Source organism: Glaciihabitans sp. GrIS 2.15 (genome assembly GCF_035984695.1).
Taxonomy (GTDB): Bacteria; Actinomycetota; Actinomycetes; order Actinomycetales; family Microbacteriaceae; genus Lacisediminihabitans.
This window is the reverse complement of record NZ_JAXCHU010000019.1, coordinates 17,535-42,778: the sequence shown is the minus strand read 5'-3', so window position 1 is coordinate 42,778 and position 25,244 is coordinate 17,535. Positions and strand designations below refer to the sequence as shown.

Sequence of the window (25,244 nt, the reverse complement as noted above, 5' to 3'; positions counted from 1 at the left end):
GCACCCGGTAGTCGCGCAACGAGTTGACGAGTGAGAGTGGATTTCCCGGAACCGCCGTATCCGGATACTCCAACCACAATCGGTCGCGCGGCTTCTTGACGTCGCGTCTCGATCCGCTGAATTAGTTCGGGTAGCTCCACCGCTCGATCGTACAAGGCCATATCGCATGGACAGACAAGCAGGCGAGTTAGCCCGTACCCATAAGCCGGACGCCCAATGCGACAAATCTGGTTTCAATTCGCCTGAGAACCGAGCGTGCCGACGCTGTGTCACAGGGGAACGAGAAGCGGGACAGATCTGCAGCGAATCCACGCGCCGACGACGCGTGCCGGTGCTGCGTCGCAGGGGCCCCTTCAGCGGGCGGTCACGCGCACGTGAGCTGGTACAGCACCGAGGACATAGACGGCGTGGCGGCGGTTAGCCTCGATGGATGTCCTATTCCGTTGAGATTTCAGACGACGTAAGTCTCCGATTGCTCACTGAGCGAGACGTCGCAGTGGTTCTCGATGCCTATCTCCGAAACCGCGAACATCTTGCTCCTTGGGATCCCGCCCGTTCGGCGTCCTTCTTCACTTCAGTCGAACAGGCCGCGATCCTCACGGGCCAGATTGAACAGCTGAACGCCGGATCCGGCGTTCCATTCGTCATCGTCAAAAGCGACACGATCATCGGTCGAATCACTCTCACAAGCATCGTTCGCGGGCCATTCCTCAGCGCCAACGTCGGGTACTGGGTTGACAAAGAACACGTCGGACAGGGCCTCGCCTCCGCAGCCTTGGAAAACGTCATCAATTACTGCATTAAGGATCTCGGCCTTCACCGCCTTCAGGCGAGCACACTGCTGCATAACCTCGGTTCCCAAAAGGTCCTCCGCAAAGCGGGATTCGAGCCCATCGGTATTGCCCAAAAATATCTCAAGATTGCCGGTACCTGGCAGGACCACTTGCTCTTTCAACGCATCTTGAGTGAATAGGGTTTCCCGAGCAAACGCCGATGGCCGGACCTTCAACGGGGCCAGCCCTGCTGAGAGAATTGCTACATGAGCGCTGAGATGGACGCGGAGTTGGACGCGGTTTTGATTGGCGGGCGAGAAACGCGTCCGATCGTGATTGTAGATTATGACAACGGATGGCCGGATCGATTCGAAGAACTGGCTCTCCAGGTCAAGAATGCACTGGGCAACGGGGCGCTCTCGGTCGAACACATCGGCTCAACGGCGGTTCCGGGGCTCGCCGCAAAACCGATCGTTGACATGCTGCTCGTCGTCCACGATGTGACAGACGAAGACGCGTACGTCACACCGCTTGAGCAAGAGGGCTTTGTCCTCCGAGTCAGAGAACCACGGCATCGGATGCTCCGAACGACCGAGAAAGACGTTCACATTCATGTCTTCGAGCCCGAGTCTCAGGAAATTAAGGACTACCGCGATCTGCGCGACTGGCTGCGGATCAACGAGGCCGACCGTGATCTCTACGCGTCAACCAAGAAAAAGCTGGCGCAACAGCGGTGGAGCGACATGAACTACTACGCAGACGCCAAGAGCTCGGTCGTCCAACAGATCCTGGGTCGCGCGCACGATTGGCGCGCGACCAGCAGCGACTGAGAAGATTGCCAGCCCGCCCCGCCCCGGCGCCGCGGAGCATTGTCATGCGACCGTATGCCGGACCATCAGCAGGCTACTTTTTCCGCTATCGCTGCAGCCCGCCGGAGACCACGTTTCGACCCAATCGGCCGCCCGTAAGCCGAACCCACAGCGGGCGGCTTAGCCACCCGAAACTGGTCTCACAGCGACCGCGCCCGGAATAAGCACACGCGAGAGAATAGGTGACGGGTCGATGACGGCTGACTGGCGGTTCAATGGCGTCGCCCTGACGTGGTGCTGACGTAAAGGGGCGAGAGAGGCTGAAACCTATGAACCAGACACGAATCCTTGAACTCCGACAGGCGCAGGGCTGGACGCAAGAACGGCTGGCAACGGCCAGCGGCGTCGGGCTGCGAACCGTCCAACGGCTTGAAGCGGGCCAAGACGCCAGCCTGGAAACCTTGAGCCTCGTCGCCGAGGCCCTGCAGGTTCCAGTTCGGGACCTTTTCACCACGATCGACAACGCAGCGCTGAGTAGTCGCGTTGATTCACTACAGGGTCGCGCGGACGATCAGCAGGCTGCACGCGACCGGATCACTGGTGCGTGGCGATGGCTTTTCATCGGTATCGGCGTCGTCGCGACCCTGCTCAGCTTCACCTTTTCACACGGGCCGGTGTTGTTCTTTGCATACTGGGTCGGCGGCTACGTCATTCTGACTGCGATCCGCACGCTTTATCTAGAACCGCATCTGGACGAGAGGTACCCACTGTCGCGACGCAAAGAGTCCCGTCGCGTGCAACGGAAACAACTCCGGAGTACCGGATCGCCCGTCCAGACTGAGACGGTCACCGACGCCGATCAGTGAGCACCTCGGGCACCCACCCACCGGCCTTCCCTTGCTGGCTGAGATCGCGACAATCACGCACGTAGACCGCAACGATGACTGACACAGGGAATCAATGGCCCCTACCCGCCTGCCTGTAAGCCAATTATCAATGAAACAGCGATGAGAGCGCTGACGACGCCAGCAAAGCGAAGCCATAGCGCGGAGTTTGTTAGAGCGACGGTTGTGGTCCCGAGGAGGGTGGCGATCGTGGTCAATGGCGCGGTCACAGCTTCCCCGTACCGGAGACTCCCGTTCGGGTCGAACTGTGTGAGCGCCACCCACGCCAAGATGGACTAACGGACACATTCCGTTGGCACTCCAGTGTCATGCTTTGGGTAATGTCTGATAGTGCTCATCGCAGAAGTGCGCCGATGGTGGAATCGAGGCGGTCGCGAATCGTGGTTTCCGGTTCGGGCATGTAAAGCAGTTGCGCGGCGAGCCCCTGCGCGAGGGCGAGGACCGCCCATGCGGTGGTGGCGGGGTCCACGTGTTGAGGCACTTCGTTTTCAGCGCGCGCACGAGCGATAAGCGACGCTAACAGCCCCCGTACATGGGTATCGCTCTCGGCGATCGCTGCGGCGGTCCCTGGATCTGTCAATGCGCGTTGGGCGAAGGCGTCCCCTTGCCGCTGAGCGGCGATGCGTGGCTCGTCAAGCGGAAGGATGCCGAGCAATAACGCGACGAGCCACGAGCGCAGCGCTGGTCGGCCGGGTTGACCTGGCGGAAGTGGCGCCGCGGTCCGCCGAAGCTGCGCAAACGCGGCCGCCAGCATGCGCTCTTTCGAAGGGAAAGCTTTTTGCACGGCACCTAGCGAGCACCCGGCTGCCGCGGCAACCGCGCGAAACGACAGACCGGGTAGGCCGTCGCGGGCAATAAGCCGCAACGCGAAATCGGCAAGCTCAGCTTGACGACGGGTCAGTTCCACACCTATCAGGATAAATCGATCAGGACAGCTGCGCTTCCGTTTCTGACTGCAACGCCCATCCCCTTGCTGTCCCACGACGCCACAGCACCACGGCATATGTCAGGATCACGGCGCAAACGATCCCGACTCCTATCATTGCTATGCCTGTCGTGGAGTTCCCGCCGATGTAGTTAGTGAAGTCCCACGCCGCATGCCAAGCGATTGCCGGCCACAGACTGCCCGTCAGCACAACCAACTCCGCGGCGACAAACCCAAACAGCACAGCGAACACCAATTGCAGAACCGCCGCCCCTGTGCTTTCCCCACCGAAGATATTTGCGAGATGGAGCACACCGAAGAGAATTGAGCTGCCGATGATGGCACCGCGTGCGCCTTTCGACTGCAGGACAGTGAGGACGATCCCGCGAAACCAAATTTCCTCGTTGAGCGCGACTGCGATAGCAAGCACTCCATAGGCTGCTATCACCGAAGGCGGCACGTGGATACCCTGTGTTGCGATCACGATCAGCACCGTGACGGGGAGTGGCAAGAACCACCACAGTGATCGCACACCGATCGGAACCCGGAATCCGTACTCACGAATGCTGGGCGGCGACTTCCACATGATCACCAACCCAATTGCCGCTCCCAAGCCAGCGCCCGCAGCAATAGTGAGGGCCGACGTCGCGGCATCCGTCCCGTTGATCTGAGATACTGCGGATCCGGCGGCTGTGAGGATGACAGGGATAAACGCGAAGGCGATAGCCGACAGCCACCGGAATCGAACCGTCCACTGCGCGATTTTTGGGGAATCGCCGGATACAGGTGCTGTGCTCATGTCGACCTCTCGTGGAATACAGATGTATTCGCCTCTCCACGAGAATACATGCGTATTCTCACCGGCGTCGAGAAGCCATGAACGAATCACCACGACCCCGCAAGCAGGCCAGCATCGTGGCCTTGCCCTGGGATGCGCGCTATCCAATAGGGGGACGATCAACGGACGCGATTTCGTACCCTCGCGAAAGCACTCCCAAGAGCACTTTCCACCCGGGTCGCCCGCCCGTAAGCCGAACCTCATACGAGACACCACGGAGGTAACTCCGAGCCTTTGGCTTTGCGGTTTCAGTGACGTGACCGGACCTCTTCTACGTCCGACCAGTTTGGGTCGCATGTCGAACTGTCGAAGCGTTCACCTCTCAGCAATGGCCTTGACCCTACGTCCACCAACTGGGAGCAGGGCCAATGCAGGGCCGGGCCGATTGTCGTGGATGATGAGGATATGCCCACCCTTGCCGCGCAACTGTCAGGACCGAACACATGATCGGCAACCGAAACCCGCATGCCTGCCGCACCGCAGTGTCAGCGCTTGCCGCGGTGGTCGCGCTCGGGTTGGCGTTGATGCCATCCCTGTCTGCATCGGCGGAGACGGCGGGCTCGAACTGGTGGCGAGGCTGGTACGACGTGGCGGGCGCGCAAGCGGCCGGGTGGACCGGTGCCGGGATCAAGATTGCTGTCATCGACGGGCAGATCAACTCCTCGCTGCCGGTGTTCCAGGGTGCGAACCTGAAGATCTACCCGACGTCGTTCTGCAACAACATCTCGCCCGCAGACACCACCACCGCCAACAGAGGTTCGGTTCACGGGTCAGATGTGACTGCCTTATTGGTGGGTAATGGCACAGGTACCGGCTCAGTGGCCGGCATCGCTTCGACGGCAATCGTCTCCTTTTACGCCTGGAGTAACTCCGTCGGCACCCAAGACGGGTGTCTTACCACTCAGAGCGACGGGCTCACGTTCACGCCACTTGGCCGAGCGATACTCAAAGCCATAGGGGATGGAAATCGAATCATCTCTATTTCTTTAGCATTCCCGTCGAGCACCGATGGCGATCGTCGTGCCGTCGCGGAGGCGGTATCGAAGGGGGTGGTCGTCGTTGCAGCGCAGCCCAACACCGCGGACGAGGCCGCGCAAAGGTTTCCGGCAGATACGAACGGTGTGGTGGGGATCAACGCGTTCGATGACCAAGGCAACCTGCAAGCCCGTGACGGAAAGACCACGGCGTACTCGACCACCACGGTGGTAGCTGCGGGAGACCGGTTCCCCACCCAAGCGTCAGCTGACAACGTGTGGGGGGATAACGGTAATTCTGTTACCGGTTCGTCGTTGGCGACACCGCTGATGGCGGGGATGTTGGCTTTGACGTTGCAGAAGTACCCGACGGCGACAGGGAACCAGTTAATCCAGTCGTTGATTTTGAACACCTCGGCGAAGGACCACCCGTTGAGCTTCGATTCCGCCGGCTACGGCTACGGCCCGGCATCGCTGTCGCATCTGTTGCGAGTGGATCCAACCCAGTATCCGGATACGAATCCGCTGTTGAACAAACCGAACGGATTGGGGGTGCCCACGGCGGCGGAGTTCGCGACCGCAGCCAACGGTTCGTCCCCGAAGGCGTCCGCTCCCCCCTCTGCTGCTGCTGCACCGTCACCGGGGAAGGCGTCCGGGTCGATTATGCCGGGACTGTTGACCGGGGTCATTGTTGTAGTGGTGTTGCTGCTGGTGTTGGCGGGCCTTGCTGTGGTGCTGATGCGGTCGTTACGTCGCAAGGCGGTGGCGTCGACGCCAGCGAGTGTCAGGCCGGATGGGACGATATCAGATGCTACCGGGCCGGTTACAGGCGATCGAGGCCACTGATCCCAGGAGAGTGCCCGCAAGCCAGACCTCCTGCGGCACTAGGTCTGGGTCGATAACGGCACACTATGGTCATGCAAATTCGCGATCTAACTTCGGCAAACATCGGGGCAGCGACGTCACTGTGGTTCAAAGCAGGGTTGACCCGCCCGTGGAATCCGCCGGAACTTGACCTGCAGCGTGCACTCGATGGCGTCACATCGACCGTGCTGGGGGCTTTCGACAATGACCAATTGATCGGGACCGTGATGGTCGGCCACGACGGGCACCGCGGCTGGGTGTATTACCTGGCCGTTGAGGAGGACCGGCGCGGGACCGGCCTAGGAAGACAAATGATGTCGGCTGCGGAAAACTGGCTGCGCGAGCACGGCGCGGTGAAAGTTCAGCTCATGGTTCGCCCGACGAATGAAGCAGTACTCGGTTTCTATGAGCGCCTCGGCTACGAAGACGCGAACGTTCAGGTTCGGTCGAAGCGACTGACCTAATTCATGAAGTCCCGATTTTGACGTGCCGATGTCCCGTAGGGGCGACGATGTGCGGACGCGAAATTCGGTCCTCGAGGAGTGGCCAATTGTCGGAGTTCGCGGCTTCGGACGGGTGCCCGGATCGGGGCCGCTTACGGGCGTACTCTTGTATTCCCCACCGGTCGACGAGCACGGTTGCGGTTATGAATGAATTCCTGATCGGATACGCACGCGTATCCACGAACGAGCAAGATCTCACCGCCCAACAAAACGCCCTGGAAGCCCTCGGCGTTCGATCGAACCTGATCTACACCGACCACGGACTCACCGGCACCAACCGAGCACGACCAGGCTTGAGAGAAGCCCTGGCCGCGTGCCGGAACGGCGACACCCTCGTGGTTGCCAAACTTGACCGACTGGCTCGCTCCCTCCGGGATGCGAAAGACATCATCGACGAGCTCACCGTCAAGGGCGTCAAACTCAGCATCGGCGGATCCGTCCACGATCCGACCGACCCGGTCGGGCGCCTGCTATTCAATGTCCTGGCGATGGTGGCAGAGTTCGAATCCGACCTCATCCGCGCCAGAACGCGAGAGGGAATGCAAGTGGCCAAAGCGAAAGGCCACCTCCGCGGCAAGCAACCGAAGCAGTCGACAACCCAGCAACGCCACCTAATGGAGGTCCACCTCGCGGGCACGCATTCCACCTCCGAACTCGCGGAGTTGTTTAACGTCGCCCGCTCCACCGTCTACCGCACCGTCCAACGACAATCAGTCGACCGCTGAACAACACTCGCAGGCTCCCGTTGCCGAGCAAACAACCCTGCAACGGGACAGCCAGAACTGCAGATCCAGCAGCCACGCAATCCGACGGTCGAGCAGGCCGCGTGGCGTCTTACTGGTGCCGGCAGTCTGGCATGAGTCTGAAAGGATGATTAAAAGCAAAACCCCGGCCGTGTGATCGGCCCTCTAAAGAGGACTACAGGGACGGTTCCGGGGTGTTCTCTAACAGGATACGGGAGGATTGTGGAGATGGTCAACTCGCAGGCGTGGACCTTCTTCGAGCTCCACTTCGGCTCTCCTAGACTCCGTCATTATCTCGTTGAAGCTGGCGGTGATGTCGACCGAGCAATGCGGCTATACGAGTGGAACACGGACCTCTCTGCAGCTTTCTGGGAATCACTCGGCCACCTTGAGGTCGCGCTGCGCAACACCATTGACCGACAGATGACTGCAAGACAATTCGCCCGGGGGCGCGCCGGTCACTGGATATACGACGACGCCCGCGAACTTGGCCGAGACCGCGGACGACCACCGCACCGTCACGCTTATCCCTACGTCGATATCAATACCGCGATTAATCGTGTCCGGAAAAACAATATGCCGACCGACCCGGGACAGATCATCTCCGAGATGTCCTTCGGCTTCTGGCACCAAATGGTCTCAAAGTCCCAGATGTTTGTCTGGCCAGATCTCGCCACCGGCTTCCCTCACATGCCGGGTCGACGCCAGGACACTGTGAGCGACCTCGTCGGGTCGCTACGCACACTACGGAACCGCATTGGTCACCACCACCGAATCTGGGCGATCGACGTGACCGCGAAATACGCCGAGATCCACACACTCGCTGGATATATCGATCCAGCGCTTGCCACCTGGATCGACAACAACAGCCGCGTAACGGCCGTCGTCGCACAACGCCCCTAAACACGATAGACATCGTGTCCTGCTTCGGCGACACGTCCGCAACGGGAACCTCAAACGAACGCCGCTGTTGCTGCGATCGTCGGGGCGGTTGTCGTTGCTAGATCCCAGCTTTCGTTAGGGCAACTTACCGGCAACGGTCTCGATCTGCATGCCCTCGTCACCAGTGGGTCGCTCGAATATCTTGGCGAGGTGACGGATGTCCTGGTGCGTGAGTTCATGTGATCCGGGGCTTCTTTTCGCCACCCTTTGAGCTGCACGCTCGAGCGCGGTTTCTAGTGGCATGCCTATGAAGTGCAGCGTCGGCGTGAAACCAGCGTTCAGAGCGTTGTCCCGCCAGGTCGCTCGGCGGCTCCTGCTCCACTGGTTCCAATCGAGCACGACATCGACGCCACAGAGGAGTACTTGCTGGGCCGCACCCCAGATGATGTCCTTGCAAATCTCAGCGCGGGAGCCATAGCCCGCGGAGTCGAAAGACAGGTCCGGATAAAACCGAAGCATCCACTCATCCAAGCTGAATCGAACGGCGGGGAGCACTTTCTCCAAATGCTTCGCGTACGTGGTCTTTCCCATACCGTTATATCCACAGAGCAGATGCACGGTCGGACTTGGGACGCCGACAGTCATGGTACTCATTGTTGCGCGCCGCGCGAGTCCCGGCTGTGTGAGCAAGCACGGTCACACGTTTGAACCCAGTTAGGGCTCATCCCCACTTTCGAGCATTCGCAGGTCCGCCGCAGGGATCCGCAGGCCGCCACCCGCCGTTAGCCGGGACCGCGACCGGGCACTTTCTCGGCCTGAATTCTTGCTTTTCACCAGGAAAAACGCGGCACAAAATCCGGACCGGTTCAGTCTCCCTTCCGTGACCGACGACAAAAGCGAGTCGGGATAACACAAGGCTGCGCCACCACCCCTACCGGGCCCACGGGTTCGAGAACAGAGCCCGAAACCAGCAGCCCCACCCCGCCCGATAGGGGATCAGTCGGCGTGCGCTCTATGACCTCAGGAGCGGGCCCAAGAATCAGGGGCACAAAGTGGTGAACCGCACGAGGGCGTTTTTGCGCGGCACTGTTTGACGCCTCGGGACCATTGAATGACCGTTCATCTACTTTGGTATCGGTCTGAGTGTGCTTACGCTCATCTTCGCCGCGTAATTGGCGATCTCTGGAACTGAACCGCCAGCTGAGCGCTCCAGTACGTTGATGGTGATCGGATTGCCTGCTCGTGTTCCTCGCGGTTGCCACGTTTGGTCTCCGGCCGGACAGGAGCAGGGTGAACCGTCCCTGAGGAGGAGACCATGCTAGACGACTTCGACCCTGTGCTGACACGGATCCGCGATGCAGACCCCGCATCGCGTTTGTCCGTTGATGACGCCACACTCACCCGGCTGCTCGTTGACTCGAAGCGCCCCCGGCCGGCACGGCACCGCAAACTGATCATCGGTATTGGACTCATTGGTGTGCTTGCAGTCGGTGCCGCGGCGCCGGCTGCCGCAGACGTGCTCCGCGCCTTCCTCGCCCAGACCGGCACTTTCGGAAACGCTATCCACTCCGAAGAAGACAACTCGGAGTGGATCGACCTACTCGCCCCTGATGCTCGCGAATACATCGCTTCCATCTACCCCGACGACCTCCCGGTGCCACCGGGAACCGAGGTCGCCACGTTCCGTCTCTTGGTCGCCGACAAGATCATCGCCGCCGCCCACGCGACCTCCGAGCAAGAAGGCGGGGTGGGGATCCAGCAGCAGCGGACTGGGCTGCAGCGGTCGTTTGAACAAACTGCCTATGGGGAGTGGATTCGAACTTGGCTAGTCGCAGACAAAGCGGGTGACGTCGCGACTCGTGGTGCAGCAGCAGCCGCTTTGCAGGATGCCTGCTCTTGGCCGGCGTTCGTGGCGACCGACGGTGGTGGAGTGATCGCCCAGATGCAGACATTCGCCGATGCGGCCGGAGACGTTGACCGTGACGGAGTCCAGGCGGCCGCGCAGTACAACCTCGTCGACGGCGCTGGCGGCTGGGACGGGATCGATCGCAACTGGTGGATCACGGAGCACACGCCGTGACCGCCCTCACGGACCTGTTCGTTGATGAAGCAACAGCGTTCGATGACGCGATCCGTCCGCTCATGAAGCCACTGCTTGCTTACTTCGCCCGACGCATCAGCCCGACCGAAGACGCCGCCGACTGCCTCTCCGAAACCCTTGTCGTATTGTGGCGGCGGCGCGAAGTTCTCCCTGCGAGCGAGGAGGACGTGCGCCGGTGGGCTTACGGCATCGCCAAAGGTGTCCTCGCGAACATGCGCCGAGGACGGATGAGACACCAGGCACTCGCCGGCCGACTGCGCGACGAGGTCTCCGCATCCGTCATTGCACCCGTCGATACCGATGTCGCTGAGGCACTAAACCAGCTAGGTGCAAAGGACCGCGAGCTGGTGGCATTGATTGTGTGGGACGGCTTCGGGGTCGCTGAAGCCGGCGCGATCCTCGGGCTCAAGCCCGACGCCTCTCGGTCCCGTTACTCACGAGCTCGAGCCCGACTCCGGATGACGCTAGGAGACAGACAATGACCACCACGGAGCCGTCGTCAACGATTGGTCAAGAAATTCGTCCCAGTGACATAGACCTTCCTCCAACAGTGGTCATCGACATCACTTCCTGGCTACGCGACTAAGCCCGAGTCGCAGTTCACGGCACGAGAACCGCGTCGACGAGGATATTCGTCGACGCGGTTCCGGGGTGCCCGTCCCTTGGATCAGCCGGCGATGCGGACGCCTTCGGGCGTTGTGTCTGCGATCGAGATCTGCAGGCGTCCGATGCTGTCGCTGTCTTCACACCCGTAGCCCACAATGAGGCCACGAGCCGTGTCGACGTCGATGATTTCGCGGGCGGAGCCTTCGCCGTGGGGGACGTAGGCAATTTTTCTGATGTCTCCGTCGTTCGAATGCTTCCCCGTCGAATGCAGGTGGCGAATCTCTGCCCAATCATCCAATTGGATCACCTTCCATGATGGTTGGTGGCCCTGTTTTCAGTTGGCGTTAACAGCGAGCGTCTCAGACGTTTTTCGAGTCTTTCATGAACGCATCAACGCCGGCGCGCTGATCATCGCGATCACGCGTAAGACCGTGCCGACATAGAGGATCGCTGATCAGGAGTTAGCGGCCGCGACAGACGTTGTTTTAGGATGCGAACGCATTTGCTAGGGACGCTGCCGCAAAATCAACGGTTCCGTTCCGCAAGCCGGACCTTCAGCGCGACTGGGCGAAGGCCAATTTACGCATCGAGCAAGCGTGTCGACGCTGTGTCACTTGGGAAGGGACCGTGCGACGCGCTCTCGGTACAGCGGAGGAAGGCTCTTGGTTTCGCGGAGGAAGAGATGACGCTCGCGTTGGGTTCCGAGTCCGTAAACTGAAGCCGCTAGGGAACCAGTCTCGCCCAGGAGGGTCCAAGGAGAACCTGATGCCCACGTTGATCGAGCCAACCACCGCTTTGTATTCCGCGTGGCTCGATGCTCACCTCGAATGGGGCCCCGGATTACACGAAGACGGCTTCGGCCTCCTCCCATCCGACGTTGTGACCTCTCCTGCTGGCTTCTCAACATGGGTGACACGTCTCCTTTCCGAATCCGGTTCTACCGCAACGAACTATGAGACGGGATACCGCGGCATCTATCGTTGGATCGTCGACCAAGACACAGTGGTCGGAGGCATCGCGCTGAGAACCGGGGATCGCCAACTCATTCAAAAAGCTGGACACATCGGTTACGGCATCCGGCCGTCCGCGCGCGGTCGAGGTCTTGCGACGTGGGCGCTGAGCCAGATCCTCGACGTCGCCCAGGAGCTCTGTATCGATCGCGTGCTCCTCGTCTGTGAGGCAGACAACGGAGCTTCAGCCACGACAATCCAACGCAACGGCGGCGTACCTGAGAGCATCGAAGACCCAGAAGGGCCGTTGCGACGCTACTGGATTGCGATCAGATAGTTTTCGCCAGCCGGACGGCAAGCGGCGACAGATCTGGGGCCACACGACCCAACCGTCGAACATGCCAATGTTGTGTCACAAGGGAACCCCCACGCCATAGAATCTGTTAATTGGGCCGCGAACTGCGGAGCGCATCGACATTGTGTCAGTGCGGGATGACAAGTGCAGCAGATCTGAGGCCACACGACCCAACCGCCGATGGTGGTGGGGATGTGTCACAGGGGCGAACCTCCCGCGGTCACGTCCCGCGGATTTTTGCGGGCAGGCAGCCGCCGGGCAGTAGGCGAGCGCTCCCCCTCTCTCTGTGAGTTTTAGGGTGAGCCCTCGCCTCGCCCTGACGACTATTTGAGAGCCGCGAGGATCGCCTTACGGTCTGCCCTGGCCTGCTTGAGGTCGTTCTTCGCGGTCTTCACCGAAGCGCGGGCCGACTTCACCACTGTTTTGTTCGAGTTGTAGTCGGTAGGCGTGATCGCCAAAACTTTTGCCGAGGCGCCACTGAGTTCGGTGTTTGCTGCCGCGATCTGCTTCGTCATGTCGGCAAGGTCGGACTGGAGAACTTCCGTCGACTTGGCTGCGTCCTTCCCCGCGAGCATGGCGCCGAGCTTCGTCTGTGAGGCTGTCAGCTTCGGGATCTCAATCGACGTTGCGCGGTCGATTTCAGCGACGATGTGCGCCTGCGGGATGGCCACGCCGAAAACGCGGTACGTCGTGAAGATGGTCTTCAGGTCTGCTGATGCCGCAACCACCGTCGTATCGGCAGCGATCTTCGCCTCGATGGCCTTCATTCCAGCCAAGTCGGCGTTGAGGCGGTCCACAAGAGTCGCTTTGTCGGATGCGCTGATGCCCTTCGCGATATCGAGCTTCGCGATCGCGGCGCTCAGCGCCGTTTCTCGCTTGTCCGTGGCCGTCTTGGCGGCGGTCTGGACAGATTCCAGAGTGCGCGTCGTCTTGGCTGAGGGGTTTGAATTTGAGGTGCTCGCGAACGCCGGCGCGCCGGCGCCGACGACAAGGGCTGCCGCCGCGATGGTGCCAACGACTGAGGTGATAACAATGCGGTTCATTGTGCTGCTTTCCGTGGTCGATTATGAGTGCCGGACTCGTACTCCGACTTGTTCAGAATGCGCGACGTGTGTTTGGCCCTCGTCAACGGATTGTTCGAGCTAAGTAAGCGATGGTGTCGCTCATTTACGCGACTGGCTCATTTTCGAAACGACCCTGTGATTCGCGAACTCCACGGCCAGTTTGAGTTTGAAGAAACACCAAGACTTCGTGTCCGCAGGGCGATGTTGACGCCGACTGAAAACAGAGCCGCTGTTGTGTGGATCTAGTGTGTCGTAGTTGTCTCGGTGCTGTGGCCTTTGAGCCGGTAGCTGGTGCCTTTGAGGGTGATGACGTCGGCGTGGTGGACGATGCGGTCGATCATCGCGGAGGCGATGGTGAGGTCGCCGAAGACATCGCCCCAGCGTGCGAGGGGCAGGTTGCTGGTCATGATCAGTGAGGCGTGTTCGTAGCGGGATGATTCGAGTTGGAAGAACAGATTCGCGGCGTCTTGGTCGAAGGGGATGTAGCCGACCTCGTCGACGATCAGCAGGCTGGCACGCCTGAGTCGCGCAAGTTCGGTGGGGAGCGTGCTTCGGGAGTGGGCTGCCTGGAGTCGTTCCACCCAGCCGGTCGCAATGTCGAAAAGGACCCGGTGGCCGGCCTTCGCCTGCGCGTCTCCCGCCCGCGCGCCGACTATGGTCGTCTTCTTCCGGGAACCGACGAGGGTCAGGATCTCGAGGGCCGCGCGCACGTCGTCTTGCGGGCCGCTGACGAAGAATCCAAGTCGCCGCTTGCCGCTCCGGACGGGCCGCCGCGCATAGGCGCTGACACAGTACGGATCCCTCGAACCCGCGCCGCCTGCATCGCTGACTCGCTACGCCTCTGGTCGCCCGAACTCAGGTCGATCCACAGCGCGCCGGCGCGGAGCGCCAGAATCCAGCCACGTCCGGCGTGCGCGGACTCCCGGTCGGGAAGCACGGTCAGCGGCACGTCGATTCCCGCGGCCAACGCATCGGCGTTTGACGTCGGTGTGATGCCTGCCTCACGGATCGCGCCCTCCCCCAACAGGTCCGAATCGTATGCGAAGACCTCGAGGCCAGCCGTGCGGAGCACGCGTGCGATCGGCAAGCCCATTCTTCCGACGCCGAGCACCCCGACCCGGGTCGTGCCCGGCAATAGCGTATCCGGCACCAGCGCAGACCTTCCTAGAAGTCGCGGAGATTGGCTCGCAGTCCGCCCCCGCCGAACTCGCTGCGCAGGATCCCGCGCCGTCGCAGCACCGGGACCAGGCGATCCAGGATGCTGTGCACCCCGACCGGGTGCAGATCGCCCCAGAACAGGAAGCCGTCATTGCCGGCCTCGCCGTGCTGCTCGATGAAGTCGGCGATCTCGTCCGCCGTGCCGACCCAGCCGTCGCGCGAGCTGATCCGACCCTTGCGGGCCTTGCGGGTCGCGATCTCGCGCAGCGGAGTCGTGGCGAGATCAGCCCCGCCGAGCAGCGCGCCGATCGAGCCCTGCGAGACGTGCTGGCCGAAGACCGTGGGCAGTATCGGTGCGTCGAGCGGCAGGCTCTCGAGGTCGGTTTCCAGATCGCTGGATTGCTTGGCGAGCACCGCACGCAGAGTCGCATCGTCCGGGCGGATCGACGCTGCCACGACGCGATCGGCTTCCTCGCTGCTGTCGACGATCTCGGGGGTGAAGGCGAAAAGTACCTTCACGTCCGCGGGGTTCCGCCCGTGGACGATGGCGGCGGCGTGCACGCTCGCGCGGTACGCCCGAACCTTCTCGATGTCGAGTGAGGCGATGGCGAGTTGCACGTCGGAGTTGGCGCCGGCGAAACCGAGGCCGCGCGGTGATCCGCCAGGGGAGATGATCGTTGGGTCGCCGTTCTCAAACGGGATCGCATTCAAAGGACCCGCCACGTCGAAGTACTCGCCGTTGTAGCGGAAGGGGCGCACCCGCGACGCGTCGGCGAAGCGCGCGCCCGCGGCATCCTGAACCAGGGCGCCGTCGTCCCAGCTGTGCCACAGCGCGCGGACCACCGAGATCCACTCCTCGGCGCGGTCGTACGCGGCGTCATGGGGCAGTTCCGGAAGCCCGAAGTGTCGCGCGCTCCTGACGTCGGTCACCACGTTGAGGCCGAACCGGTCGGAACTGAGATGCTGCAGCGTGGCCGCCTGGCGGGCGGCAAGATAAGGCGGGGTGGCTCCGGAATTGATGGTCGGGGCGATTCCGATGTTCTCGGTTGCCGCGAACAGGTACGGGGTGAGCAGCAGCGGGTCGTGTTTGGGCCCCCCGTACGCCGAGCGGATGCGCAGGTCGAGGGTCTCGTCGGTGCCGAGCGAGATCGCGTCCTCGATGACCAGGAGGTCGAGCCCGGCCTGATCCAACTCACGCGCCGACTGCTGGTAGAGCTCGGGGCGGCGCCAGTCGTAATTCCACTCCCAGTACGGGCGTCCCCAGCCCTGCGGCCCGAAGCCGCGGGCGAAGAACCAGCCGAAATGCTGTAGGCGGGCCACCGCTCAGCCCCTCGCGATCGCGTGGCGACGCGCGGGCTGGCGCATGGGCTCGCAGTCGGCGACTGTTGCCGCCGCGTCGAGACCGCGACGGAGGTCGCGGATCAGGTCGGCGACATCCTCGATCCCGATCGAGATCCGCAGCATGCCCGGCGTCACGCCCAACTGCTGCCGTTCGACCTCGCTCAAGCGTGCGTGCGAGGTGGTCGCAGGATGCAGGATCAGCGAGCGCACGTCGCCGAGGTGGCTCATGTGGCTGAACAACTCGAGTCGTTCGATGAGGGCGGCCGCCGCGCGCTCTCCGCCGTGCACGGTGAAGGCGAAGACCGACCCGTTGCCGCGCGGGTACAGCCGCTCGGCCACAGCGCGCGACGGGCTCGATGCGAGTCCCGCATAGTCGACCGAGGCGACCTCGGGCTGCTTCTCAAGCCAGCACGCCACGGCCGACGCGTTCGAGGAGTGGCGCTCGACCCGGAGCGAGAGGGTCTCGATTCCCTGCTGCAGGAGGAAGGCATTGAACGGCGCGATGGTCGGTCCGAGGCGGCCGGCGATCGTGTTCCTGATGTAGGTGAGATAGGCGCGGTTGCCGTGACGGGCGTGATCGAGTTGCTGCCAGCGCTCCGGATCCGTCGAGAAGTCGAAGGTTCCCGCGTCGATGACGGCACCGCCGAGCGCCGCCCCGTGTCCGGAGAGGAACTTGCTCGTCGAGTGCACGACGACATCGGCGCCCCACTCGAGCGGGCGGTGCAGGTACGGGGTGGCGAAGGTGTTGTCGACGACCAGCGGCACGCCGGCCTCGTGCGCGACGGCGGCGATGGCGGGAACATCCAGGACCTGGTTGCGCGGGTTCGCGATCGACTCGGCGAAGAAGACGCGCGTTTCGGGGCGAACGAGTCGGTGCCATGCATCCGGATCATCGATGTCGTCTACGAAGTCGACCTGGATACCGAAACCCGCGAAGTTCTCTCGGAACAGGCCGCGCGACCCCTCGTAGATATGGCGTGCTGACACAAAGTGATCGCCCGCACGCAGCAGCCCGAGCATCGCGACCGTGAGCGCCGCCTGCCCGCTCCCCACCAGCAGCGCCTCGCGACCGCCCTCGAGGGTGGCGAGCTTTCGCTCCACCGCTGATGCGGTGGGGTTGCCCATGCGGGTGTAGCTGAAACCGACGTCGTCGCCCGAGAAGCGATCCCTTGCCTGGTCGAAATCGTCGAAGGCGAAACCCGACGCGAGGTGGATCGGGATCACGCGCGTACCGTGCGCAGCCCCGCGGTCCTGGCCGGCGTGGATCTGCGCGGTGGCGAATCCGAGAGTGTCTGAACTCATCTGCGGGCCTAGAAGGCGTCAGGCCGGGCGAACTCCGGCGTTGCCGCCTCAGCGCGCGCGTCAAGCTGCCGGTGGGCGGCGAGCAACGGGAGTGTGCGTCGAACGGTGAGGTCGATGCGGGAGCGCAGTTCGTCCGACGCGACACGGTAGTCGACGAAGTCGTTCTCGCTGGCGAAGATTCCGAGCGGCAGGGTGAGCGATTGAAAGAACCCGAACAGCGGTCGCATCTGATGCTCCACCAGGAGAGCGTGCCGGTCGCTCCCGCCGGTCGCGGTCAGGACGATCGGCTTATCGATGAGCGCGTACTGGCCGACATGGTCGAAGAACAACTTGAAGAGACCGGTGTACGTGGCGCGGTACGCGGGGGAACCGACGACGATGAGGTCCGCCTGCTCGACGACTTCGAGGGCAGCCCGGGCATCAGGGCCGATATCGCTGCGGAACGGACCCTGGCCGAGCTGGCCGAGCAGCGGCGCCAGCTCGATGATTGTTGCTGTGGCTCCGAGGATCGTCGCGTAGGTCTCCGCGACCTCGGCGATCAGGGCAGTGGTGCGCGACGGACGGGTCGGACTCCCGCTCACGCCGACCACCGACCTGACGTGGGGTGTCGTTTCCAGCTCGCTCATACGACGAGTCTGGGCAGCGCGCCGCCCACTGACAACTCGCGTGACGGTTCGTGACGCCGCATAACGAACCGTGTCATCCTCAGGAGTTGCGCCGAGCCTCGGCCACAGCGGATCCCATGGTCAGGCTCCGCTCCACCTCGATGGAGGTGTTGAACACCGGACCGATGAGGCTGACGGACCGCTCGCCGCTGTGCTGGACGAAGCCGATCACCCCGCTTCTGCGTTCCACCCGATGGATGCCGGTGTTCGCCTCGACCACCTGCACCTCTGATTCCTGTTCGTGTGTCCGATTCATCAGGCGGAGAGCCAGCGCTGCCATTCGAGCGGAAGCCGGATGGCCGGATCTGCCGTCGTCGCGCCGAGTTGCTCGGAGTAGATGGTGACGAGCGGCCAGCGCTGACCCTTCTCGTCGTGATAGTCGAGGCGTGCATCCAGTTCGATCCCGGCGGCAGGATGACGCTCCAAGCGTGACACGAAGCGGGTCAGAAACTCCCCATCCGCCGGAAACACAGAGCCATCGACGGACTCGATGACGATGGTGTCGCCGCGGGTTCCGGTGAAGCGCGAGGCGCCCGCACAGGTGAACAGACGATCCCGGATTTCCAGCAGCATCCCACCGCGCGAAGCCCACGCGCTGATATCGCGGGCGGTCGTCGGCGACCAGGGGGGCGGATCGATGTTGGTGCTCTGCAGCACGGCGACGGCCCCATCGGCAGACGGCGGGAGCTTGAGCTGCCGAGCGAGCTACGCGGCGAGGTGCTGGACCCGCGAGGCAGTCACTATGACCGCGCTGTCCGAAACGAACGGATCAAGCAGAAAGTGGTCTTGTTCCATGGCGACTCCGACGAGGTGTCCGAATCTCCGAAGATCTTCGCCGACCTGCGCGAAGACGGCGAGATCATTTCCCGCAAAACGGTCGCGAAAAGCATCCGACGGCTGGGGATCAAGGGCCTCTGCCCGAAACGGTGGCGGACAACCACGGTCGTCAACAGCGCCGACGCCTACCCGGTCGACGCGGTGAAACGGGAGTGGGCCACCGGGGCGCTGAACCAGGTCTGGGTGGGTGACATCACCTAATGGGTAGGTCGAGGGGCCCGGTTCCTTCGATCTGCGACTGGCGGGTGTCCACTGAGATTTCACCGGCCCGCGTGGCCAGAATGAGTAGTGAGAGCCGCTGGCGGGTGTCCTCTCATCTGATCAAGCTGGCCCGTTGAGGCCTCAATGTAGACGGTGGCCCTGCCAGTTGCAGGGAACCCGACGGCTAGTGAGATGCTGCACCATCGAGTGCTTTCCATTAGGTTGCTGCTCGTTCCTCCGGGCTCGACATTAATCTGATCGGAAGGGACAGCATGACAATCACCTGCGGCATCGACTGGGCAGAGAAACACCACGACGTCACTCTCGTTGGCGACGACGGGCACATCATCATCCACCGGCGTATCAGTACCGACGCGGCAGGCTTCACTACGCTGATCGCTCTCCTGACCGAACATGCCGGCGACCCCACCCAGGTCCCGGTCGCGATCGAGACAGACAAAAATCTTGTCGTCGTCGGCCTGCAGGCAGCTGGCGTCACGGTCTATCCGATCAACCCGCGAGCGTGCGCCCGGTATCGGGAGCGGCACTCCCAGTCCGGTGGTAAGTCCGACCCAGGAGACGCGTTCGTTCTCGCGAGCATCCTCAGAACCGACCAGCACATGCACCGGCAGCTACCCCAGCTCAGCGATGGTTCGAAAGGACTCAAAGCGCTCGCACGTCAACACCAGGAAGCGATCTGGGCACTGCACCAAACCCAATCCCGCCTCCGCTCCGTGTTGCTGGAGTTCTACCCACAAGCCCTGGACGCTTTCCCGAACTTGAGCCATAACGCAGCCCACACGTTCCTCGCCGCGCTTCCATCACCGGCAACAGCGCAGAAGCTCACCAACGCGAAAACGATCACCCTGCTCCGCCGATCTGGGCGTGGAAATCGTGTCGGGCTCGCCGACAAAATTAGGGCAGCTCTCACGGCACCGGGAATTCGTCAGCCCGCTCCCGTCGAAAACGCCCTCGTCGTCACCGTCCAGGGACTCATTGCCATCATCGTGACGATGCAAGCCTCCGTCGAGGCGCTCGAGCACGCCCTCGACGAGGCCTTCCGCGTCATGCCCTCGGCACGGATCGTGCAGAACATCCCCGGTCTCGGCACGGTTCTCGGGGCACGAGTTCTCGCTGAGATCGGCGACGACCCAACCAGGTTCACGACGGCCTCGGGACTGCGGGCCTTCGCCGGCACCGCTCCTATCACCCGAGCATCCGGCAAATCCCACTACGTCAAAGCAAGGAAGGTCCGCAACAAGCGACTTGCCGACGCCTGCCACTGGTGGGCCTTAAACGCCATCACCCGCTCACCCGGGGCACGAGCCCACTACGACCGCCGCCGCGCCGCCGGCGACTACCACAACGCCGCCCTCCGAAACCTCGCGAACAAGCTCCTCGGCCGCCTCTGGTGGTGCCTCGCCCACGACCAGTCCTGGGACGAAAACGCAGCCTGGACAAGCCTCGAAACCGTCCCAAAACTCCTCGTCGCTTGACAACCCACTCACGTGGGATGTCTATCTGCGCACCACTTGGATTCAAGCCAGGGAAGGGTGGCTGTATTTGGCCACCGTCATCGACGCGCACTCCCGGCGGGTGATCTAACATGGCGCTCGATGAGCACATGCGCGCCGACCTCGTCGAGGACGCCCTGAAGATGGCAATCACCCTCCGTGGGAAACTACCCGAGACAGGCGTGTTCCACACGGACCGGGGCACGCAGTACCCCCCAAAACAGGATCGCCGCACTCGCCGACGAAAACGGCCTCACGCGGTCGATGGGATACACCGCCATCTGCTGGGATAACGCGATGGCCGAATCGTCCTTCGCCACGTTGAAGACCGAGTTCTACGACCGACGCGTCTGGCCAACCAGAAATCGGGCGCGAATCGAAATCGGCGCATGGATCGAGGACCGCTACAACCTATGGCTCCGGCACGCCTCGCTCGGGCAGGTCAGCCCAGTCAACTTCGAACTGCAATACTCAAACCGGACCGCGGACCTTCAAAAAGCCGCATGAACCGTGTCAAAGATCAGGGGTCAAGCGCCGGTATCAAGTTTGCGTTCGAAGTACACCTTTGAACTGCTTCGTCGCGTTTCAGAGAGACCTGACTTCTCGAGGACGCGCTGGGAGGCGACGTTTGCGATGTCGGTGTTCGCGATTGCCCGCAGGGCCCCATTCGCTGCGGCCATTTGGAGGGCAGCAGTAACCGCCTCCGTAGCGAGTCCGACGCCTCGAGCAGCCTTGACGAGGCCGTACCCGAACTCGATGGATCCGAAAGTATCGGGCGGTCCGCGAAACCCGAACCCGCCGATCGCCAGTCCATCTTGATTGCGGATGAGGTACATGGCGAAGAGAGGATCTGCGCCGGTCGATTCGGCAAGTTCACGAAGCGGGCCGAGCTCGTCTGCGAAGGGGTACTCCGGATGCCACGCGTCACCGTCCTTCTCGTCTCGAGCGATGATTCGCCGCGCAAGCTCGGCAGAGATCGGCTCAAGGGTGGCTCGTTCTGTATGGATGATCATTGGGCACCAGTCTGGTCCTAAACACGTAGAAGGACCCTCCGACCGGCGATGGCTAGCACCCGCCCTTGGTGACTTCCCACATTGCCCTAAAAAGGTGTCAAAACGCCTCCTGATTTTAAACCGATTCCTGGTCTTTGATTCTGGGCAGTCCGGTGGACAGCAGTTTCGACACGTTTGTGAACGGCTGATTAGCGAAGCACCCGCAGGAGCTCCGGGACGATCGTTTAGCACCAGGTCGGCGCAGGCCAGCGGCGACCGGGTGGGTTTAATCATTAATTGGCGGCGTTTTGTGACCGCTCGGCGGCGCAGTTACAGGCGGCGCCGTCTTGGATCGCATGCATTTCGAGACACTTTGGTTACGAGACAGAGCAACGCCGCAGATCGCCCGTAAGCGAAACGCTCACCGGGCCAACACCATTGCATGCGCTCAACTCATTCGAGCACAACTATACGGCGACTGATGTTCCCTCCTCCGATTCTTGGTTGGATGGCGGTATGACCGAATCATCGAAGGAGAAGTGGGCGAACCCTCAGCCACCGGTCCATCGGGCGATCGCACGCTGGGCTGCGATGTGCGCGGAGCGTGCCCTGTCTGTGTTTGAGGAACGACGGCCGGACGACGGGCGTCCGCGAGCTGCGATCGAATCCCTGCAGGCCTGGGAGCGGGACGAACTTCCCATGACAGCTTGTCGTACCGCCGCCTTCGCGGCGCATGCTGCGGCCCGCGATGCGACCGAAGCGGGGGCACCGGATGCCGTTGCCGCAGCGCGTGCCGCTGGACAAGCTGCGGCCGTCGCCCACATGTTCGACCACGCACCGCACGCGGCCAGCTACGCCGCGAAAGCAATCGGGCTCCACGGGACCGGTGAGGCCGATCGCAAAACCGAACGCACCTGGCAGTGGGAGAACCTGGATCCCGAGCTGCGCACCATCGGCTTCCCCAAGGGCTTATAGCACTACCGATGCCTTGGCGGGCGGGCTAGGAAATCGCTACCACTGGTGCGGCCTCGCCGGCTCCTGGATGGCGTTCGACCATGCCCGCAAGCGGGACGACCACCGGACGCGAAATTCGGTCCTTGAGGAGTGGCCAATTGTCGGGGTTCGCGGCTTCGGACGGGTGCCCGGGTGGGGGCCGCTTACGGGCGTATTCTTGCGGTCTCCATCGGCCGACGAGCACCGTTTCGGTTATGAATGAATTCCTGATCGGATACGCACGCGTGTCCACGAACGAGCAAGATCTGACCGCCCAACGAAACGCCTTGGAAGCCCTCGGCGTTCGATCGAACCTGATCTACACCGACCACGGACTCACCGGCACTAACCGAGCACGACCAGGACTCCGAGAAGCCCTGGCCGCGTGCCGGAACGGCGACACCCTTGTGGTTGCCAAACTCGACCGGCTGGCTCGCTCCCTGCGGGATGCGAAAGACATCATCGACGAGCTCACCGTCAAAGGTGTCAAACTCAGCATCGGCGGATCCGTCCACGATCCGACCGACCCGGTCGGGCGACTGCTGTTCAACGTTCTCGCGATGGTGGCAGAGTTCGAATCCGACCTCATCCGTGCACGAACCCGAAAGGGAATGCAAGTGGCCAAAGCGAAAGGCCATCTCCGCGGCAAGCAACCGAAACTGTCGACGGCTCAGCAACGTCACCTGATGGAAGTGCACCGCGCGGGTACGCATTCCACGAGCGAGCTCGCTGAGCTGTTTAACGTCGCTCGCTCCACCGTGTACCGGACCGTCCAACGACAATCAGTCGACCGCTGAAGCACACACACGCCGACACCCGTTGCCGAGCCAAGCAACTCAGCAACGGGACAGCCGAGCCGAAGGACCGGCACCAGTCATTCCGATGATCAAGCCATGTCACAAGCGGAACCTCCACCGGGCACTTTCTCTGCCTGAATCCTGTCTTTCCACCAGAAAAAACGCGGCACAAAACCCGGGACGGTTCATCATCCGTAGGGCGTCCCCGTAGCAGAACTGATACGGCGAGCGGTCCAACGGGTCCATGAGGGACGAGCTCCTGAACGGGGAGATGTTCCGGACCCTGACCGAAGCCCGGGTCGTGAACAACGTGTGGCTTGATCAGTACAACGATCTCCAGCCCCGTTGCGGACTCGGGATGAGAGCGCCAGCAGCCTTCGCTGCCGAAGCTATCGCGGAGCTGAAGGAGAGAGAACGAGAGGGTGTTGCGTTAGGAACTAACGACATTGAAAGTGGACCACGCGGCGGCGGCCGGTCAAACGAAACGAGAGCCGGCAATCAGCCGAGCTCTCAAATTAAACAGACTTTGACACGCCGGGGGGATTCAAATGCCCTCTTGAACCAGATTCTCTTGTGAGCAGGAGCGAGGGTGTCGACATCGCATACGACGGTTTGGCCCAGAAGTCTCCAGAGGACAAAAGAATGAAGGTCCTCCAGGCCGTGGGCGAGGTATCGTTCCGTGGTCAACTTGCAGTTGTGTATCTGCGCGGCCACCTATCGGACGTAGAAACCGCAGCTTGAGTACAAAATCGCCTGGCGTCGCCAAGGCGCTCGCTCAGGCGGCGGTTCCCCGTGCCGACGTCATTGGTAGCCTGCGGAATACCATTCTGAAGGGCGAAGATTAGGGCTGAAGTTTCCGAATCAGGTTCGGCTCCGGATGGGCCTGTTGTCGCCAGTCCGGTCAGACTGCGTCGATCAGCCCAAGTTCGGCGAGAAGATTCATCGTCTCATCCGGTGAGGTCCAGAGGTGGGCGTTCCAGCCGGCCGCGAGCGCCGCATCGACGTTAACCTGACGGTCGTCGATGAACATGATCGAACTGGCGGGAAGGGCGATCCTTTCGGTGACGTAGCGGTAGATCCGCGCATCCGGCTTGGCGATTCCGAGTTCTGAAGAGAAGAACCAATCCGTGACGAACCGCCCCCAGTCAGTGCGCCTTGCGGCGCCCGCCATCTCGATAGTGGCGTTGGATAGGACGCCAACTCGGTGGCCGACGTCGGAGAGACGACGTAGGAGGTCGAAAGCGTCAGGCCGGATGGTTGTCCAGGCGATCGTGTCGATCTGAGTCAGGTCTTCGAGGGACTGCCGCGTTGCCGGGACGCCAATGCCCTCGAGCACGGCTGTCCAGAATGCAGTCGAACTTCCGCCGCGATCGTAGTCACCGCGATGTTGCCAATATGACGCTTCGACGGCCTGGGATTCGTGGGCGATCCGCTCGGCGAATGACTCGTAGAGCGCAGAGGGTGTTGCGAGAACCTCGCCAAGGTCGAAGATCACAATCCGCGGCGCCACCGAGTTCACTCGGCCCCCCAGGAACGCACATGACGCCAGGTCATCCCTTCCCACCATCGCCCACTCCAGTCGGAGCGAAACTCGAAGAGGGAGTACCAGCAAGCGTCGAAAGACGCCGGCGCGGGTTCGACGGGCAGGCCCTCGAGGAACTCCCCGATCTGGTTGGCCAGCGACTCGTCGACGGCGAGCTCGTGGCTCGCCAGGCCGAGATGTCCGGAGAACTCATAGTCAGCGACGGGCGTGACGATGAAATCTTCGACCGGAACGGACAGGGGAAGCACGGTTTCTTTTACCGCACGCGCTACTCGATTGAGGGGCTCGTTGGGCAGGAGTCCCAACTCGTCAAGATTGACGTCGTAGTGATAGCCGACGGTGCGCACGATTCCGGAGTTGTAGACCGGAAAGCGGCGAAGGCCCGTGAAGACGGTCTCGAGTGCCGCCGCGAGATGATTCTCGCTCGCGTCGGTTGCGAGGTTTCCGATCAGGGTCGCATGCGGCGGGAAGGCGCCTGCGGAGACCAGCCCGAACTGCCGCTCGAGGGCCAATGTCACCTGCGTGACATTCCAGCAGGTTGCGGCGTCGGGGCGAAGGAAGATTCCGTATCGGATGTCGGTCAAGGTCAAACTCTCTGTGTAAGGGGTG

29 protein-coding genes and 2 pseudogenes are annotated in these 25,244 nt (G+C 62.2%); 16 read left to right on the top strand and 15 right to left on the bottom strand.

Annotated features, from left to right (window positions below; genetic code table 11):
* Positions 1–430 precede the first annotated feature (430 nt).
* The 3 genes from RCH11_RS17345 (at position 431) to RCH11_RS17335 (ending at position 2,448) form a co-directional block, all read left to right on the top strand.
* On the top strand, positions 431–973 hold the full coding sequence (locus tag RCH11_RS17345) for a GNAT family N-acetyltransferase (protein ID WP_327058274.1): 543 nt from the start codon (positions 431–433) through the stop codon (positions 971–973).
* A 66-nt stretch (positions 974–1,039) separates the two neighbouring features.
* The gene (locus RCH11_RS17340; protein WP_327058273.1) at positions 1,040–1,603 is read left to right on the top strand and encodes a GrpB family protein; all 564 of its coding nucleotides are present in this window, start codon (positions 1,040–1,042) and stop codon (positions 1,601–1,603) included.
* A 308-nt stretch (positions 1,604–1,911) separates the two neighbouring features.
* Entirely contained in the window at positions 1,912–2,448 is a 537-nt protein-coding gene (locus tag RCH11_RS17335) for a helix-turn-helix domain-containing protein (protein WP_327058272.1), read from the top strand.
* A 373-nt stretch (positions 2,449–2,821) separates the two neighbouring features.
* Here RCH11_RS17335 and RCH11_RS17330 read toward each other — a convergent pair whose 3' ends face one another.
* Both RCH11_RS17330 and RCH11_RS17325 read right to left on the bottom strand, forming a co-directional pair.
* A complete protein-coding gene (locus RCH11_RS17330; RefSeq protein WP_327058271.1) occupies positions 2,822–3,394 on the bottom strand; it encodes a TetR/AcrR family transcriptional regulator in 573 nt (190 codons plus the stop codon).
* Positions 3,395–3,413: 19 nt separating this feature from the next.
* Positions 3,414–4,211, bottom strand: coding sequence for a CPBP family intramembrane glutamic endopeptidase (locus RCH11_RS17325; protein ID WP_327058270.1), 798 nt, complete (start codon positions 4,209–4,211; stop codon positions 3,414–3,416).
* 482 nt (positions 4,212–4,693) lie between these two features.
* On the opposite strand from RCH11_RS17325, the gene RCH11_RS17320 reads away from it, so the two are divergent.
* The 4 genes from RCH11_RS17320 (at position 4,694) to RCH11_RS17305 (ending at position 8,237) form a co-directional block, all read left to right on the top strand.
* Positions 4,694–6,070 (top strand): S8 family peptidase, encoded by a 1,377-nt coding sequence (locus RCH11_RS17320; protein ID WP_327058269.1) that lies wholly within the window; start codon positions 4,694–4,696, stop codon positions 6,068–6,070.
* A gap of 71 nt (positions 6,071–6,141) precedes the next feature.
* A complete protein-coding gene (locus RCH11_RS17315) occupies positions 6,142–6,552 on the top strand; it encodes a GNAT family acetyltransferase (protein ID WP_327058268.1) in 411 nt (136 codons plus the stop codon).
* A gap of 182 nt (positions 6,553–6,734) precedes the next feature.
* A complete protein-coding gene (locus RCH11_RS17310) occupies positions 6,735–7,316 on the top strand; it encodes a recombinase family protein (protein ID WP_327058267.1) in 582 nt (193 codons plus the stop codon).
* Positions 7,317–7,562: 246 nt separating this feature from the next.
* Entirely contained in the window at positions 7,563–8,237 is a 675-nt protein-coding gene (locus tag RCH11_RS17305) for an Abi family protein (RefSeq protein WP_327058266.1), read from the top strand.
* A 114-nt stretch (positions 8,238–8,351) separates the two neighbouring features.
* Here the strand turns inward: RCH11_RS17305 and RCH11_RS17300 are convergent, their stop codons facing one another.
* Positions 8,352–8,861 (bottom strand): AAA family ATPase, encoded by a 510-nt coding sequence (locus RCH11_RS17300; RefSeq protein WP_327058265.1) that lies wholly within the window; start codon positions 8,859–8,861, stop codon positions 8,352–8,354.
* A gap of 670 nt (positions 8,862–9,531) precedes the next feature.
* Here RCH11_RS17300 and RCH11_RS17295 point away from each other — a divergent pair.
* Both RCH11_RS17295 and RCH11_RS17290 read left to right on the top strand, forming a co-directional pair.
* Positions 9,532–10,296, top strand: coding sequence for a hypothetical protein (locus RCH11_RS17295; protein WP_327058264.1), 765 nt, complete (start codon positions 9,532–9,534; stop codon positions 10,294–10,296).
* Entirely contained in the window at positions 10,293–10,799 is a 507-nt protein-coding gene (locus tag RCH11_RS17290; RefSeq protein WP_327058263.1) for an RNA polymerase sigma factor, read from the top strand. Before RCH11_RS17295 ends, RCH11_RS17290 begins: the two co-directional genes overlap by 4 nt.
* A gap of 185 nt (positions 10,800–10,984) precedes the next feature.
* Here RCH11_RS17290 and RCH11_RS17285 read toward each other — a convergent pair whose 3' ends face one another.
* The gene (locus tag RCH11_RS17285) at positions 10,985–11,221 is read right to left on the bottom strand and encodes a hypothetical protein (RefSeq protein ID WP_327058262.1); all 237 of its coding nucleotides are present in this window, start codon (positions 11,219–11,221) and stop codon (positions 10,985–10,987) included.
* 467 nt (positions 11,222–11,688) lie between these two features.
* Here RCH11_RS17285 and RCH11_RS17280 point away from each other — a divergent pair, with 467 nt between their 5' ends.
* Positions 11,689–12,210, top strand: a complete 522-nt coding sequence (locus tag RCH11_RS17280) for a GNAT family N-acetyltransferase (RefSeq protein WP_327058261.1) — start codon at positions 11,689–11,691, stop codon at positions 12,208–12,210.
* A gap of 341 nt (positions 12,211–12,551) precedes the next feature.
* Here the strand turns inward: RCH11_RS17280 and RCH11_RS17275 are convergent, their stop codons facing one another.
* The 8 genes and pseudogenes from RCH11_RS17275 to RCH11_RS17240 all read right to left on the bottom strand — a co-directional run bounded on the left by RCH11_RS17275 (position 12,552) and on the right by RCH11_RS17240 (position 18,415).
* Positions 12,552–13,271, bottom strand: a complete 720-nt coding sequence (locus RCH11_RS17275; protein WP_327058260.1) for a hypothetical protein — start codon at positions 13,269–13,271, stop codon at positions 12,552–12,554.
* Positions 13,272–13,534: 263 nt separating this feature from the next.
* Positions 13,535–13,951, bottom strand: a pseudogene (locus RCH11_RS17270) (ATP-binding protein); the annotation flags it as partial.
* 26 nt (positions 13,952–13,977) lie between these two features.
* Positions 13,978–14,442, bottom strand: coding sequence for an NAD(P)-binding domain-containing protein (locus tag RCH11_RS17265; protein WP_327058259.1), 465 nt, complete (start codon positions 14,440–14,442; stop codon positions 13,978–13,980).
* Positions 14,443–14,456: 14 nt separating this feature from the next.
* A complete protein-coding gene (locus tag RCH11_RS17260) occupies positions 14,457–15,770 on the bottom strand; it encodes an LLM class flavin-dependent oxidoreductase (protein ID WP_327058258.1) in 1,314 nt (437 codons plus the stop codon).
* Positions 15,771–15,773: 3 nt separating this feature from the next.
* Positions 15,774–17,093, bottom strand: a complete 1,320-nt coding sequence (locus RCH11_RS17255) for an O-acetylhomoserine aminocarboxypropyltransferase/cysteine synthase family protein (RefSeq protein ID WP_327058257.1) — start codon at positions 17,091–17,093, stop codon at positions 15,774–15,776.
* Positions 17,094–17,101: 8 nt separating this feature from the next.
* Positions 17,102–17,719, bottom strand: coding sequence for an FMN reductase (msuE, locus tag RCH11_RS17250; RefSeq protein WP_327058256.1), 618 nt, complete (start codon positions 17,717–17,719; stop codon positions 17,102–17,104).
* A 79-nt stretch (positions 17,720–17,798) separates the two neighbouring features.
* Positions 17,799–18,014 carry a hypothetical protein gene (locus RCH11_RS17245; RefSeq protein WP_327058255.1) on the bottom strand — a complete coding sequence of 72 codons (216 nt, stop codon included), beginning with the start codon at positions 18,012–18,014 and terminating at the stop codon, positions 17,799–17,801.
* Positions 18,014–18,415: a hypothetical protein gene (locus RCH11_RS17240; protein WP_327058254.1), complete on the bottom strand. Its 402-nt coding sequence runs from the start codon at positions 18,413–18,415 to the stop codon at positions 18,014–18,016. Before RCH11_RS17240 ends, RCH11_RS17245 begins: the two co-directional genes overlap by 1 nt.
* 60 nt (positions 18,416–18,475) lie before the next feature.
* Here RCH11_RS17240 and RCH11_RS17235 point away from each other — a divergent pair, with 60 nt between their 5' ends.
* From RCH11_RS17235 to RCH11_RS17225, 3 genes are all read left to right on the top strand, one after another.
* On the top strand, positions 18,476–18,796 hold the full coding sequence (locus RCH11_RS17235) for an IS3 family transposase (protein ID WP_327058253.1): 321 nt from the start codon (positions 18,476–18,478) through the stop codon (positions 18,794–18,796).
* 272 nt (positions 18,797–19,068) lie between these two features.
* A complete protein-coding gene (locus RCH11_RS17230; RefSeq protein ID WP_327058252.1) occupies positions 19,069–20,292 on the top strand; it encodes an IS110 family transposase in 1,224 nt (407 codons plus the stop codon).
* Positions 20,293–20,574: 282 nt separating this feature from the next.
* On the top strand, positions 20,575–20,817 hold the full coding sequence (locus RCH11_RS17225) for an integrase core domain-containing protein (RefSeq protein ID WP_327058251.1): 243 nt from the start codon (positions 20,575–20,577) through the stop codon (positions 20,815–20,817).
* Positions 20,818–20,837: 20 nt separating this feature from the next.
* Here the strand turns inward: RCH11_RS17225 and RCH11_RS17220 are convergent, their stop codons facing one another.
* Positions 20,838–21,323: a GNAT family N-acetyltransferase gene (locus RCH11_RS17220; protein ID WP_327058250.1), complete on the bottom strand. Its 486-nt coding sequence runs from the start codon at positions 21,321–21,323 to the stop codon at positions 20,838–20,840.
* Between the two features lie 495 nt (positions 21,324–21,818).
* Here RCH11_RS17220 and RCH11_RS17215 point away from each other — a divergent pair, with 495 nt between their 5' ends.
* From RCH11_RS17215 to RCH11_RS17205, 3 genes and pseudogenes are all read left to right on the top strand, one after another.
* Entirely contained in the window at positions 21,819–22,277 is a 459-nt protein-coding gene (locus tag RCH11_RS17215) for a putative immunity protein (protein WP_327058249.1), read from the top strand.
* 233 nt (positions 22,278–22,510) lie between these two features.
* Positions 22,511–23,092, top strand: coding sequence for a recombinase family protein (locus RCH11_RS17210; protein WP_327058248.1), 582 nt, complete (start codon positions 22,511–22,513; stop codon positions 23,090–23,092).
* A gap of 232 nt (positions 23,093–23,324) precedes the next feature.
* Positions 23,325–23,669, top strand: a pseudogene (locus tag RCH11_RS17205) (integrase core domain-containing protein); the annotation flags it as partial.
* Positions 23,670–23,993: 324 nt separating this feature from the next.
* On the opposite strand, the gene RCH11_RS17200 reads toward RCH11_RS17205, so the two are convergent.
* Both RCH11_RS17200 and RCH11_RS17195 read right to left on the bottom strand, forming a co-directional pair.
* Positions 23,994–24,602, bottom strand: coding sequence for an HAD family hydrolase (locus tag RCH11_RS17200; protein WP_327058247.1), 609 nt, complete (start codon positions 24,600–24,602; stop codon positions 23,994–23,996).
* Between the two features lie 5 nt (positions 24,603–24,607).
* On the bottom strand, positions 24,608–25,219 hold the full coding sequence (locus RCH11_RS17195) for a heme utilization protein (protein WP_327058246.1): 612 nt from the start codon (positions 25,217–25,219) through the stop codon (positions 24,608–24,610).
* Positions 25,220–25,244: the final 25 nt, after the last annotated feature.